The organism is Mesorhizobium sp. CAU 1732, assembly GCF_039888675.1.
Taxonomy (GTDB): Bacteria; Pseudomonadota; Alphaproteobacteria; order Rhizobiales; family Rhizobiaceae; genus Aerobium.
The window spans coordinates 104,625-116,963 of the sequence record NZ_JBDQQR010000003.1; the positions used below are offsets into that span (position 1 = coordinate 104,625).

General features: G+C 63.0%; 13 protein-coding genes. 5 read left to right on the forward strand and 8 right to left on the reverse strand.

The window, feature by feature from the left end; all coding sequences use genetic code 11:
* Positions 1-162 precede the first annotated feature (162 nt).
* From AAFN55_RS22185 to AAFN55_RS22195, 3 genes are read right to left on the reverse strand one after another with little or no spacing between them, the layout of a single operon-like run.
* On the reverse strand, positions 163-492 hold the full coding sequence (locus tag AAFN55_RS22185) for a DUF6665 family protein (RefSeq protein ID WP_347801170.1): 330 nt from the start codon (positions 490-492) through the stop codon (positions 163-165).
* A 4-nt stretch (positions 493-496) separates the two neighbouring features.
* Positions 497-2,401, reverse strand: a complete 1,905-nt coding sequence (locus AAFN55_RS22190; RefSeq protein WP_347801171.1) for an ABC transporter ATP-binding protein — start codon at positions 2,399-2,401, stop codon at positions 497-499.
* On the reverse strand, positions 2,398-4,263 hold the full coding sequence (locus AAFN55_RS22195; RefSeq protein WP_347801172.1) for an ABC transporter ATP-binding protein: 1,866 nt from the start codon (positions 4,261-4,263) through the stop codon (positions 2,398-2,400). Before AAFN55_RS22195 ends, AAFN55_RS22190 begins: the two co-directional genes overlap by 4 nt.
* 982 nt (positions 4,264-5,245) lie before the next feature.
* Here AAFN55_RS22195 and AAFN55_RS22200 point away from each other — a divergent pair.
* Positions 5,246-5,704, forward strand: a complete 459-nt coding sequence (locus AAFN55_RS22200) for a tRNA (cytidine(34)-2'-O)-methyltransferase (protein WP_347801173.1) — start codon at positions 5,246-5,248, stop codon at positions 5,702-5,704.
* 150 nt (positions 5,705-5,854) lie between these two features.
* Here AAFN55_RS22200 and AAFN55_RS22205 read toward each other — a convergent pair whose 3' ends face one another.
* A complete protein-coding gene (locus AAFN55_RS22205) occupies positions 5,855-6,175 on the reverse strand; it encodes a hypothetical protein (RefSeq protein ID WP_347801462.1) in 321 nt (106 codons plus the stop codon).
* Between the two features lie 83 nt (positions 6,176-6,258).
* On the opposite strand from AAFN55_RS22205, the gene hemF reads away from it, so the two are divergent.
* Positions 6,259-7,170, forward strand: coding sequence for an oxygen-dependent coproporphyrinogen oxidase (gene hemF / locus AAFN55_RS22210; RefSeq protein WP_347801174.1), 912 nt, complete (start codon positions 6,259-6,261; stop codon positions 7,168-7,170).
* Positions 7,171-7,195: 25 nt separating this feature from the next.
* Here hemF and AAFN55_RS22215 read toward each other — a convergent pair whose 3' ends face one another.
* Positions 7,196-7,378 carry a hypothetical protein gene (locus AAFN55_RS22215; RefSeq protein ID WP_347801175.1) on the reverse strand — a complete coding sequence of 61 codons (183 nt, stop codon included), beginning with the start codon at positions 7,376-7,378 and terminating at the stop codon, positions 7,196-7,198.
* 96 nt (positions 7,379-7,474) lie between these two features.
* Between AAFN55_RS22215 and AAFN55_RS22220 the strand changes: the two genes are divergently transcribed.
* The 3 genes from AAFN55_RS22220 (at position 7,475) to AAFN55_RS22230 (ending at position 9,728) form a co-directional block, all read left to right on the forward strand.
* On the forward strand, positions 7,475-8,365 hold the full coding sequence (locus AAFN55_RS22220) for a LysR substrate-binding domain-containing protein (protein ID WP_347801176.1): 891 nt from the start codon (positions 7,475-7,477) through the stop codon (positions 8,363-8,365).
* Positions 8,366-8,700: 335 nt separating this feature from the next.
* Positions 8,701-9,468, forward strand: a complete 768-nt coding sequence (locus AAFN55_RS22225; RefSeq protein ID WP_347801177.1) for an alpha/beta hydrolase — start codon at positions 8,701-8,703, stop codon at positions 9,466-9,468.
* A 74-nt stretch (positions 9,469-9,542) separates the two neighbouring features.
* Positions 9,543-9,728: a DUF1059 domain-containing protein gene (locus AAFN55_RS22230; RefSeq protein ID WP_347801178.1), complete on the forward strand. Its 186-nt coding sequence runs from the start codon at positions 9,543-9,545 to the stop codon at positions 9,726-9,728.
* A 63-nt stretch (positions 9,729-9,791) separates the two neighbouring features.
* On the opposite strand, the gene AAFN55_RS22235 is transcribed toward AAFN55_RS22230, so the two are convergent.
* From AAFN55_RS22235 to AAFN55_RS22245, 3 genes are read right to left on the reverse strand one after another with little or no spacing between them, the layout of a single operon-like run.
* Positions 9,792-11,066, reverse strand: coding sequence for a CCA tRNA nucleotidyltransferase (locus AAFN55_RS22235; RefSeq protein WP_347801179.1), 1,275 nt, complete (start codon positions 11,064-11,066; stop codon positions 9,792-9,794).
* On the reverse strand, positions 11,063-11,695 hold the full coding sequence (locus AAFN55_RS22240) for a CoA pyrophosphatase (protein ID WP_347801463.1): 633 nt from the start codon (positions 11,693-11,695) through the stop codon (positions 11,063-11,065). Before AAFN55_RS22240 ends, AAFN55_RS22235 begins: the two co-directional genes overlap by 4 nt.
* On the reverse strand, positions 11,695-12,324 hold the full coding sequence (locus AAFN55_RS22245) for a DUF1285 domain-containing protein (RefSeq protein ID WP_347801464.1): 630 nt from the start codon (positions 12,322-12,324) through the stop codon (positions 11,695-11,697). Before AAFN55_RS22245 ends, AAFN55_RS22240 begins: the two co-directional genes overlap by 1 nt.
* Positions 12,325-12,339 lie beyond the last annotated feature (15 nt).

Here is a 12,339-nt window from a genome sequence, read left to right on the forward strand (position 1 = left end):
GCGCGTGCCGTACGATTGTCCAGTATTGCGAGGGTGTGACGGCAGATTGTCGCGGGCAGTTCGAGACGGGGTCGCGCAACACGCGCGCTGACGGTACGTTCGACCGCGCCCAAAGCCGCTTGAAAGGCCGCCGACAGAGCGCTCAACCCCAAGGTTGGCGGATCACGAAGCGCCCAAACGCGCAAGAATCTCCCGGGGAATTCCGTAATCCGCGATCGCATCGTGATGACGCCGCAGGCCGCAGAGTTCACGCTGGATGAAATAGGCATAAACGGCGTCGGCCGCCTGCTTGACCAGCGCCGGGCGATGCTGCGCGTTCTCCCCATTCTCACGAAGCTGGCGTAGCGCCGCTTCCACGCGTTCGCCGGCCCTGCCGAGCGACGCCGCCTTCTCCGCCGCGATCTCGTGGTCGATCGGATTGATTCCGGCTGTGTCGGCGGACGATCCCGCGACCGCCGAAGTCGAATAGCGAGAAGGCGGGCGCAGGCTCATCGACCTATTCCGCGGCGAGGCTCGATGCGAGGAAACCGCCGGACTGCCGCTTCCAGAGCTGTGCATAAAGGCCGTCGCTGGCGATGAGGTCGTCATGCGTCCCCTCTTCCACGATGCGGCCCTCGTCGATCACGACGAGGCGGTCAAGCGCTGCGATGGTCGACAGGCGATGCGCCACGGCGATCACGGTCTTGCCTTCCATCAGGCGATTGAGGTTTTCCTGGATCGCCGCCTCGATCTCGGAATCGAGCGCCGATGTCGCCTCATCCAGGATGAGAACCGGCGCGTTCTTGAGCATCATGCGCGCGATGGCGATGCGCTGGCGCTGCCCACCGGAGAGCTTCACGCCGCGCTCGCCGACATGCGCCTCATATCCGCGCCGTCCTTTCGGGTCGACCACGTCGACGATGAACTCGTGCGCGGCAGCGCGCCGTGCCGCCTCGACCACCTCCTCGTCCGTCGCACCCGGCTTGCCATAGGCGATGTTGTCCCGGATCGAGCGATGCATGAGCATCGGATCCTGCGCGACGACGCCGAACTGGGCGCGCAGCGATGTCTGTGTCACATCGCGGATGTCCTGCCCATCGAGCAGGATGCGCCCGCCCTCGACGTCGAACAGGCGCAAGGCGAGATTGACGACCGTCGTCTTGCCGGCGCCCGAGGGGCCGACGAGCGCGACCCGCTCGCCCGGCTTCACATGCAAGGTGAGATGCTCGATGATCCCGCTGCCCCGCCCGTAGGTGAAGGTGACGTCATCGAATTTCAGGTCGCCCGCGACGCGCGGCATGATTTTGGCGTCGGGCTTGTCGCTGAGGCCGGGCTTCACGGAAATGGTGCCGGTCGCATCCTGCACGGTCGCGAACGAACGGATGAGACCGTTGATGTTGAACATCATGTAGCCGGACATCTGGTTGAGCCGGAACACGAGGCCCATCGCAGCCGCGATCTCGCCCGTCGTCGCGCCGCCGGCCATCCAGCTACGAATCGCGAGCGCCATGATGGCAGCCATCATGAAACCGTTGATGATGGCGACAGCCGCGCGAACGAGCGTGATCGCACGCGTCAGCCGCGTCACCGAACCGAGATAGCGGTCCATGCCGTCGCGGACATAATCGTTCTCGCGGTGCCCGCTGTCGAAGAGCTTCACCGCCATGATGTTCGTGAACGCATCCACCAGCCGCCCGGTGAGAATGGAACGTTCGTCGGCCGACCGACGCCCTGCCGCACGCAGCGGCGGCAGCAGGTACCAGGCGGCAATGCCATAGGCCGCGAGCCAGGCCAGCAGCACGACGCCCATCATCGGGTCGAGCAGGGTCAGAATCGTCGCGGCGAGCACCAGGAACGACAGGAAGCTCCACATCGTCTGAAGCGACGAGACGATGAAGTCGCCGGTCGCTTCGCCGCCTTGCAGGATCTTGGTCGCGATGCGGCCTGCGAAATCGTTCTGGTAGAACGCATAGGGCTGTTCGATCACGCGCCGGAACGATTGCCAGCGCACGAGCTGGTAAAAGCTCGGCACCACGATCTGCTGTTCGACGATCGAGTTGGCGATCATCACGCCCGCGCGAATGACCAGAACCAGAACCAGCATCGCGACCAGCTCTGGCCAATGGTCGGACAGGAGTTGCGCGGGGGATGAGTTGTCGAGCAGGTCGATCAGCCAGCCGAGCGACCAGTAAAGCGCTGCATCGATCGCGCCGGAAAGCCCGCCGACGAGCAGCAACAGGATGAACGGCCCCTTGGCCTGACGCGCGAAGAAGAGGATGAACTGCCAGGCATCGCGGGGCAGAACCTCGCGCTCCGTATCGGCGAAAGGCTCGATAACGCCTTCCGCCTTGCGCCAGATCCTCTCGGCGAAGCCATCGTCCTTCTGATCCAGGACCTCGCTCTCTTCGCGTGACGTGGTCATTCCGCGGCGATTTCCTTTTGCACGTCCGAAGGGTCGTCATGCAGCAGGAAGCCGCCGGACTGTCTCTGCCATAACTGGGCATAGAGACCGCCCTTGGCAATGAGCGCGTCGTGCGTGCCTTCCTCGATGACCCTGCCCTGATCCATGACGACCAGACGATCCATCGCCGCGATGGTGGACAGGCGATGCGCGATCGCGATCACCGTCTTGCCCTCCATCAGGCGATAGAGGTTCTGCTGGATCGCCTCCTCGACTTCCGAATCGAGCGCCGACGTGGCTTCGTCGAGAATGAGGATGGGCGCGTCCTTGAGCATGACGCGGGCGATCGCGATGCGCTGGCGCTGGCCGCCCGAGAGCTTGACGCCGCGCTCGCCGACATGGGCGTCGAGCCCCTTGCGGCCGCTTGGGTCTCCGAGCGTTGCGATGAAGTCGAGTGCTTCGGCGCGCCGCGCCGCCTCGATCACCATCTCCTCGGTGGCGTCCGGTCGACCGTACAGGATGTTGTCGCGCACGGAGCGATGCAGCAGCGACGTATCCTGCGTCACGACGCCGATATGCGCCCGCAGGCTGTCCTGCTGGACATCGGAGATGTTCTGCCCGTCGATCAGGACGCTGCCGCCCTCCACGTCGTAGAAGCGCAGCAGCAGATTGACGAGCGTGGACTTGCCCGCTCCCGACCGGCCGACGATGCCGACCTTCTCGCCCGGCTTGACCGACAGGTTCAGTTCCTCGATCACGCCCTTCTGCTTGCCATAGTGGAAGCGAACCTGATCGAAGAGAATGTCGCCACGCTCGACCACCAGTTCCTTCGCGTTCGGCTTGTCCTCCACGACGCGCGGGAGCGAGATCGACGCGATGCCGTCCTGCACGGTGCCGACATTCTCGAACAGCGCCGACAGTTCCCACATGATCCACTGGGACATGCCCCACAGGCGCAGGACGAGGCCGAGAGCGACCGCGATAGCGCCGATCGACACCGCCTCGCCGAGCCACAGATAGATGCCGAGCGCGCCGACGCCGAACAGGCACAGAGAGTTGAGCACGTAGAGAAGACCGTACAGCCCCGTCACCAGCCGCATCGAGCGGTAGACGGTGTCGAGGAAGCTGAACATGCCTTCCCTGGCATAACCCGCCTCGCGCTTGGCATGGCTGAAGAGCTTGACCGTCTGGATGTTGGCGTAGCTGTCGACCACGCGGCCGGTCATGACCGAGCGCGCATCCGCCTGCTCTTCGGCCACGCGGCCAAGGCGTGGAATGAAGTACCACATCAAGATGCTGTAGCCGACGAGCCAGCCGATGAGCGGCATCGCCAGCCGCCAGTCTGCGGATGCGACGATGAAGACCATGCCCGTAAAGTAGACGATGACGTAGTTGCAGACGTCGATCAGCTTGATGACGCATTCGCGAACGGCGAGCGCCGTCTGCATCAGCTTGGTGGCGATGCGTCCGGCGAACTCGTCCTGGTAGAACGTCAGCGACTGCTTGAGAAGATACCGGTGCACCTGCCAACGGATACGCATGGGATAGTTGCCCATCAGCGTCTGCTGGTTGATGAGCGAATGCATCCAGACCATTGCAGGCAAAGCAAAAAGCACGACGGTGCTCATGCCGGCGAGCCGCCAGCCCTCTTCGGCCAGGAACGTCGCGCGATCCTTCTCCCCGAGCCAGTCCACGATCGAGCCGAGGAAGGAGAACATCCAGACCTCGGTGATCGCGATCAGCGACATCAGGATGGCGGACGGGACCAGAAAGGGCCACGACCCTTTCGTGTAATGCAGGCAGAAGGCGGCGAGCGTGCGCGGCGGCTCGCTCGGCTCCTCCAGCGGGAAAGGATTCAGTCGTTCTTCAAACCAGCGGAACATCGTTCAGTATCTTCTCTCAAATTACCTGTGCCCGCTACGCGGGCCAATTTGCGTCTGACGCGAAGCGGATTTCGGGGCGCCTTTCGAGCGCGCCTCTTGCCCCTGCTTCGCGGTGGGTCCGCTGGCTGTCGATTGCCCGGGAAGATGAGCTTCCGCGGGCTTCGCGCCAAGCGCTTGTCTGAACGCTACTGACAGCTCCGCGTCAGGAGACGCGTCGTTGTCTTCCGACGGGACTGGATGTCCCAGTCTGGCCAGCATCGTGAGCGGGTGTAGCACAGCATCGGCTTTCCGAATCTTGGATGACATGGCTGTATCCTTTCTGATCGAACTCGGCAGCCCTCAGGCCGCCTTCCGATCCGTCATTTGATCTATAGTGCTGTCGTCGCCTGACGGCGTGACATCAGCCATCGCGGCCACTGCGTGCACGGGATGCTGGCCCACCGGTGACACCGGCGGTGCCGAAGCCGTGCGAAACAGTGTGCGCAGCATGGTCACCAGCGACCGCCGAGCCGGTGACGGAGGCGGCGGCGTGTCCGCAATCACGTCCGGCAAATGACCCGGATGTGGCCGCGGCCTTGGCCCGGACGGGCCGGGACCGAAGATCAGCAGCGACCAGGCATGCTGACGCGCGTCATGGATGGAGTGCGGCCCGGATTGGCCGCTTCGGTGATGCTGGCGCATGGCGAGTAACCTCGAGGATCGAAGAAGGCGATCCGGCGGAAACCGTGACGATGCTGACTAAAAGGGAAAAGCGCGTCGAACCGATTCCGCCGTCAGGCGGTGAGCCCACAATGGGGCCAATAGAAATCAGTGAACATTGAGCAATCCATCTGAGCCCCCTTCGGTTCGAGTTGACGATGGACGCGCTATAGACCCGCAACTGCACGTTGGATAGGTCCAACCTGCCGCTGCGGAACAGTCCTCGGGCATCTGTTGCGCTCGGGCCACTATTTAGAAACTTCTGAAACAAAGAGACCAGTTCATGCCGATCAGCCTGCACATCGCGCTTTACCAGCCGGACATTCCCGGCAACGCGGGGACCATACTTCGTATGGGTGCGTGCCTCGATCTCGCTGTCCACATCATCGAGCCTGCGGGTTTCGACATGTCGGACCGTGCGCTGCGCCGGGCGGGTATGGACTATCTCGAAATGGCCGCGCTCACCCGGCACATCTCGTGGGAGGCTTTCCAGGAATGGATACGGACTGAACGCCTGCGCATCGTGCTCCTCACGACTAGGGCGTCGACGCCCTATACCCGCTTCGAGTATCAGGCCGGCGACGTGCTTCTGTTCGGCCGTGAATCCGCCGGCGTGCCGGACACCGTTCACGACGCGGCCAATGAGCGGCTGATCGTGCCGATGCGCAACGGAGCCCGCAGCCTCAATCTGGCGACCACCGCCGCCATGGTCGCGGGTGAAGCCGTCAGGCAACTCGGCTGACGCGGCGTCTCTCTTCGGTCGCAGGTGTGATGTCATCTCATATCCTCTCATGTGAAGAGGATTGCGGTATAGGACCTCAACAAAAGTTTAGGTCAAGCGCTGCGACGAATTTTCCCTGACAGTCCCTGACGGGCCTTCGCCATGGCCTGTTCAGTCGGCAGTCGGCAGGCGTCGGATCGTGAACTCGATCACGTCATCCGGCCGTTCGCACCAGCTTTCGATTTCGGTCCAGTAGGCCTGCTTTGGCCAGCGATCGAACCATTCCCGAGCCTTGTCGCGGGCCTGCGTACGCGGCAGCATGAACGTCTCGCGAATGAAGCCGTCCCGCACCTTGCGGGTGACGTCTGATCGCTGCTTGTCCAGGCTGCGTTTCAGGCCCTGGAGTGGTGGTCTGGCGGGTACACGCACAAGGAAACTCCTTGACCCTCTCTGGCAACAGATTAGGGATCGGCGCGGAACTTGACGAGTCATTTTGGCTGGGACGAATGAGGCGGCCGGAGCGCGCATGATGGCGCGACTGCCGCAAGCGTCGCCGGCCCGCAATGGAGAACTCTATGCAGCGTCCAGAATTGCCCGCCGGCCTTCCAGACGGGATCGAAGAGAAGAAGCTTGCAGCCAAGGCGTGGTTTGAGGAACTTCGCGACCGCATCTGCGACAGCTTCGAGAAGATCGAGGACGATCTGACCGGCCCGCAGGCCGGCTGGGCGCCCGGGCGCTTCGATCGCACGCCGTGGGAACGCGATGGCGGCGCTGGCGGCGGCGGCACGATGTCGATGATGTCGGGGCGCGTCTTCGAAAAGGTCGGCGTGCACACCTCGACCGTTTTCGGGGAATTCTCGCCCGAATTCCGCAGCCAGATACCCGGCGCGGACGAAGACCCGCGTTTCTGGGCAAGCGGCATCTCGCTGATCGCGCATCCGCAAAATCCGAACGTGCCCGCCGTCCACATGAACACGCGCATGGTCGTCACCACGCGCCAGTGGTTCGGTGGCGGCGCGGACCTGACGCCCGTGCTCGACCGCCGGCGCACGCAGGACGATCCCGACACGCTCGCCTTCCACAAGTCGATGAAGTTCGTCTGCGACAAGCACCCGGTCGCCGACTACGCCCGGTTCAAGGACTGGTGCGACGAGTACTTCTTTCTGCCCCACCGCAACGAACCGCGCGGCGTCGGCGGCATCTTCTTCGACTGGCAGAAATCTCCCGAGGAAGCCGGGGGGTGGGATGCGGATTTCCGCTTCACGCAGGATGTCGGGCGCACGTTCCAGATCGTCTACAACCACATCGTCCGCAAGAACTTCAATGAGAACTGGACCGAGGCCGACCGCGAGGAACAGTTGATCCGGCGCGGCCGCTATGTCGAGTTCAACCTGCTGCACGATCGCGGAACGATCTTCGGCCTGAAGACCGGCGGAAATGTCGATTCGATCCTGTCGAGCCTGCCGCCCGAGGTGAAGTGGCCCTGATCAGGCCTCGCGGGTTCGCGCCGTCTCAGCGGCCGCACCGGACGCGCAGGTTCTGGAACGGAATATCCGCCAGTTCCCTCATGCTCATGACGCGCAATTCCGGGTGTGCAAGCGGGTCGGACAGCCAGTCTTCCGTGGCGTCCGGCTCCACCAGGGTTAAGAGCCGGCGCAGCAGAGTCGCTGGAACAGTCAAGATTGCCTTGAACATCGAAGTGCCTCCAATGCCTTTCTAAGGCCTGCATTATTGGCGTTTCTCGGGCTGGGGACTATGGAGTTTGCCTGGTTCTCATTGTAGAAAATCTACATGAAAGAGCTGAACCGGGTCCATCTGAACGGCTTGCGCGCGCTTGAAACCGTGGGGCGGCTGGGATCGCTGCAGAAAGCGGCCGACGAGCTTGGGGTCTCGGTCGGCGCCGTCAGCCAGCACGTGCTGAAAGCCGAATCGCAGATAGGACGTCCGGTCTTCGATCGGACCGGTCGCAATCTGGTCGCTTCCGAGTTCGGCGCGACTTTCCTGGCAAGGCTCACCACCGGATTTCGTGAACTCGACGATGCGGTCGGCTCCTCACGCCGCCATTCGGATGGCATCCTCACCATCTCGGTCGCGCCGGTTTTCGCCTCGAAATGGCTGGTGCCGCGCCTTTCAGCCTATTCGCGGCTGCATCCGGACATCCTCGTCCGCCTCGATTCTTCCGTCGGGCTGGTGAACCCGGACACCTCCGACGTCGATATCGCGATCCGGGTTGGCGACGGCAACTGGCCGGACATCACCAGGGAACTCCTGCTGCCGCAGGAGGTGTTTCCCGTCTGCGCGCCCGAGCTAGCCGAGAGGCTGGCGTCTCCGCGCGATCTGCTTGGCGCTCCGATCATCCGGGACGCCAACTCGACGTTGAGCTGGAATCTCTGGCTGGAGCGCTTCGGCATGGATGAGAGCCAGCTCGCGGACGGCAACACCTTTACGGATGCAGCACTCTGCCTCGATGCGGCGATCGCCGGCCAGGGCGTGATGCTCGCCTGGCAGACGCTGGCGCATTACGCGCTGTCGGTCGGACAACTCGTCGCGCCCTTCCCGGAGCGCGCCATCACCGGGCTCGGCTACTATCTCGTCACGTCCGCGACGCGACGAACCCCGGCGAAGGTCAACCATTTCAAATCGTGGATACGATCGGAAATCACGCACGATTTCCCCGAGTGACCGGCCTGCATGCTCGCATCCGCCTCAATTTCCAACGATGATGCAACGCAGCAACAGAGCCTCACGAAGCGCCTGAAATGATTCAGTCTTCTCGTGGTGCGAGATACTGAAATTTCGACCGTCAGGCCTGCACGCACGCATCTGTGATTGCCTCGCGCGATCCACTGGCGTGACAGACCGACATGAAGCCGATAGAGACGCGCCGCCTCACATCCGAACGGTCGAATTGAGGGCGACCCGGATGTGTGTATCGTTCGGTCACAGGCGTGTGAAGAAACGACTCACACGCTGCGTCCGTAAGGTTTCGGTAAAGCTTTAACCATCAGGATTGCGCCATGTCGTGCAGACCTACCCTCTTGATCGCGCTGGCGATCGCAATGGCAACCTCCGCGGTCGCCGCCAACGCGGCGGAGATCGTCGCGAGCGCCGTCTCCGTTCAGCCGGTATCCCTGTCGGATGCCGCGATCGATGGCGACACGGTGACCCGTGAGGACGCCTTCATCTACAAGCTGTTCCAGCCAGAAAACCCGAGCGGACGAACCATCATCCTGATGCACGGTTCGGGCGGCAACGAAACGACGCTCGTGAAGCTCGCGACCAAGATCGCGCCGAACGCCACGCTCGTCGGCATTCGCGGGCGCGTCGTCCAGAACGGCGTCAAACGCTGGTACAAGCGCGTGACGTCCACAGAGTTCGATCAGCAGGACGTGCGGGCCGAGGCGGCGGCCTTCGTCGAGTTCATCGCGAAGATCGCTAACGAGAACGATCTCGATCTCTCGACCGCGACGTTTCTGGGCTATTCGAACGGTGCGAACCTGATCGCCGCACTGACGATGCTCTACCCCGATCTGGTGCACCGCGCCGTGCTGCTGCGGTCGATGCAGGTGCTTGCGGAGACGCCGAAGGTAGACCTCTCGGATTCCCGCTTCCTGACGATCGCGGGTGAGAACGACAAGCTGTACTACCCCTTCGCGCCGAAACTCGAGGCGCTGTTGCGCGGTTCGGGCGCAAACGTCGACGCGCGCGTCATCCAGACTGGCCACGGCATCGGCGACGAGGACGCGCGCATCGTCTCGGAGTGGCTCAGCGCCTCATCGAATTAGCGCATTCACGGCAACCTTTTTCGGACGTTTCGTGTTATCCTTTGTCCCTACAGAAAGGACAGAGGAGAAACCCCATGAAGGAATTTCACTGCGGTTCACTCGTTCCCGGCTGTGACTGGCACACCCGTCACTCCGAGGAAGCAGAGATCATGCGGCGCGCTGTTGAACACATGCGCGAAACACACGGTGAGACGATCATTCGCGAGACGATGATCGACGCGATCCGGTCACGCGTCGAGACCAAGCGCGACGCGGCTTAGAAGCGCATAAACCGAAATAAATAAAAGATTTGGAGCCCCACCTTGAATCAACGCGGTGGGGTTCTACGACGCGTTTTCGTTCAACAGGGATTTTGCGCGGGCAAGAAGCGCGTCGCGATCCTGCTTGAACCCGCCATTCATCCACTCGTCCTCGATCGTCTTCAGCGTATTTCCAAGACGCTTGTCGGTTTCCGCTCCCAGAACGACGAGATCACCGCCCTTGAGCGGGAAAACAGGCTTCTCCCAACTCTCGAGATAACGCAGCAGCTTGGAATAACCGCCAGCTTCGATCATCGCGGAATCGTCCTGCGCGGCGCGAGCGCGTGACGCTGCGAGCGCGAGCCTGAGCCGATCATCCAGACCGGTAGGTTCGGCCCGGTACGCGATCTTCGCCAGGGCGATTTCGCTCGTCGCATGCTGGATGGGCATCGTTCCCGCCCATGCGAGCAGCCGCGCGGTTTCCGTCTTGGACAATTTGAGACGCGCTGCCATCGCCTCGATGCGAACCGCATCCGGGGGCACGATCGCCTCCAGACGCAGGAGAGGGTCGGGCGTCCAGCCCAGATCGCGCTCCGCAGCCACGAGGCCGTGGATCGCGTCGATGCCCCACTTCTCGCTTTCGGGCAGGATCGCGGTGAGAACGCCGGACTGGCGCATCCACAAAAGGGCGCGAGACGGATCGGGAGCGGAAAGTAGCCTCCTCAATTCGGCCCAGACCCGCTCCGACGAGAGCGTCGAGAGACCATCCTTCAGCCGCGCGCTGGCCCGTATGCCGTCCGCATCCGGGCGTCCGCGTCCGTACCAGGCAAAAAACCGGAAGAACCGCAGGATGCGCAGATAGTCCTCGCGGATGCGCGCCTCCGCATCGCCGATGAAACGCAGCGTGCGGCTCTCGATATCAGCGAGCCCTCCGACGAGATCGATCACCGCCCCATCGGCGGTCGCGTAGAGCGCGTTGATCGTAAAGTCCCGCCGCTCGGCGTCTCGGGTCCAGTCGCGGCCGAAGACGACGCGCGCGCGCCGCCCGTCGGTCTCGACGTCGGAGCGCAGCGTCGTAACCTCATAGGTCTGGCCGTCCGCTATGACGGTTATCGTGCCATGGTCCTTGCCTGTCGGAGCGGTGCGGAAGCCTGCCGCCTGAGCGCGACGCTCGGTCTCATCGGGAAGCGTCGTCGTCGCGATGTCTATATCGGTGACCGGCAGGCCGAGAACCGTGTTCCTCACCGCGCCACCCGCAATCCGCGCCTCTTCACCATCAGCGCAAAGAGCCGCGAGAAGTGTCTGCAACGACTCGTCTTTCAGCCACTCGGCCCGGTCAGTGATTGATACATCGCTCACGCGTAAAGCCTCTCGTAAAGCGTCCGGATGATGCCCGCGGTCACACCCCAGATGTAACGGTCGCCGAACGGCATCGTGTAATAAAACCGCTCCCGTTCCTGCCAGACGCGGCTTTCCCGGTTGTGGTTCGCGGGGTCCATCAGAAACGACAGCGGCACCTCGAAGGCGTCGTCGACCTCGTCGCGATTGATCGTCAGGACGAAGCCCGGCTGCACGATCGAGAGCACCGGGACGATACGAAACCCGCTGCCGGAAACATAGTCAGGCATGCGGCCGACGATCTCGATGAACTCCTGTCCGAGCCCGATCTCCTCCTCGGTTTCCCGCAAGGCGGTGAATTCGGGCGTCGGATCGGTCGCATCGATGCGTCCGCCGGGAAAAGCCACCTGCCCCGCATGGCTTCGCAGCGTATCGGTCCGCTTGGTCAGGATGACGCTCGCCTCGCCATCGCGATCGACCACCGGGATGAGCACGGCCGCATCACGCAGCCCATCGCGCACGATCAGGTCGCGCATATCGGGATTGAGGCGGTGATCACCGTAATCCGTTTCGTCATGCGGCGCCTGCTCGCGTGCTGCGCGGCGACGAAAATCCTCGATCGAAAAAGCCTGCACGGTTTGCGCGTCCATCATTCGCTCAAGCGCCTGAGCTGATCGGCCGGCATGACGGGAAACACCGCCCCCTTCGACCGCACGGCAAACATCACAATGCCATCGACATCGATCTCCTCGCCGAGTTCGGCAAGTTCGTACATGACGGCGCGGGACACGAGCGCTTCGAGGCGGCCACGGACGAGCAGATAGGGCTTCAACCCGTCCGTCTCGTCCTCATCGACGAAGCGAAGTGGATGGTCGGGACCTGCTTCCACCACGTCGCCGACATTCGTGCGGAACGTCAGAACCTGCTCCGCGCCGCTGCCGGCCGCATTGACCTCCACGGCAATGAAATGCGCATCCTCGACGCGGATGCCCACCTTCTCGACCGGCGTGACGAGGTAAGTCTTTCCATCCTCGTCCTTGCGCAGCACGCTGGAGAAAAGCTGCACCAGCGGCATGCGGCCGATCGGCGTGCCGAGATAGAACCAGGTGCCGTCGCGCTTGATCTCCATGTCGAGATCGCCGCAGAAGTCCGGGTTCCATCGATCGACCGGGGCAGCCCCCTTGCCGGCGCGCGCCGCACGGCTGATGAGGGCTTCGAGCCCTTTGGCGTCGGAAGCGTCGCTGAGGCCCTTGCGGGCATCGTCTGTGGTTGGTGTCATCGTCACGAAATAGTC

Coding starts and splice junctions, on each gene's coding strand:
- AAFN55_RS22225 (WP_347801177.1), top strand. CDS start 8,701: ATGTCGTGCAGACCTACCCTCTTGATCGCGCTGGCGATCGCAATGGCA.
- hemF (WP_347801174.1), top strand. CDS start 6,259: ATGCAGCGTCCAGAATTGCCCGCCGGCCTTCCAGACGGGATCGAAGAG.
- AAFN55_RS22185 (WP_347801170.1), bottom strand. CDS start 492: ATGAGCCTGCGCCCGCCTTCTCGCTATTCGACTTCGGCGGTCGCGGGA.
- AAFN55_RS22230 (WP_347801178.1), top strand. CDS start 9,543: ATGAAGGAATTTCACTGCGGTTCACTCGTTCCCGGCTGTGACTGGCAC.
- AAFN55_RS22200 (WP_347801173.1), top strand. CDS start 5,246: ATGCCGATCAGCCTGCACATCGCGCTTTACCAGCCGGACATTCCCGGC.
- AAFN55_RS22245 (WP_347801464.1), bottom strand. CDS start 12,324: ATGACACCAACCACAGACGATGCCCGCAAGGGCCTCAGCGACGCTTCC.
- AAFN55_RS22190 (WP_347801171.1), bottom strand. CDS start 2,401: ATGACCACGTCACGCGAAGAGAGCGAGGTCCTGGATCAGAAGGACGAT.
- AAFN55_RS22220 (WP_347801176.1), top strand. CDS start 7,475: ATGAAAGAGCTGAACCGGGTCCATCTGAACGGCTTGCGCGCGCTTGAA.
- AAFN55_RS22195 (WP_347801172.1), bottom strand. CDS start 4,263: ATGTTCCGCTGGTTTGAAGAACGACTGAATCCTTTCCCGCTGGAGGAG.
- AAFN55_RS22205 (WP_347801462.1), bottom strand. CDS start 6,175: ATGACTCGTCAAGTTCCGCGCCGATCCCTAATCTGTTGCCAGAGAGGG.
- AAFN55_RS22215 (WP_347801175.1), bottom strand. CDS start 7,378: ATGTTCAAGGCAATCTTGACTGTTCCAGCGACTCTGCTGCGCCGGCTC.
- AAFN55_RS22240 (WP_347801463.1), bottom strand. CDS start 11,695: ATGGACGCGCAAACCGTGCAGGCTTTTTCGATCGAGGATTTTCGTCGC.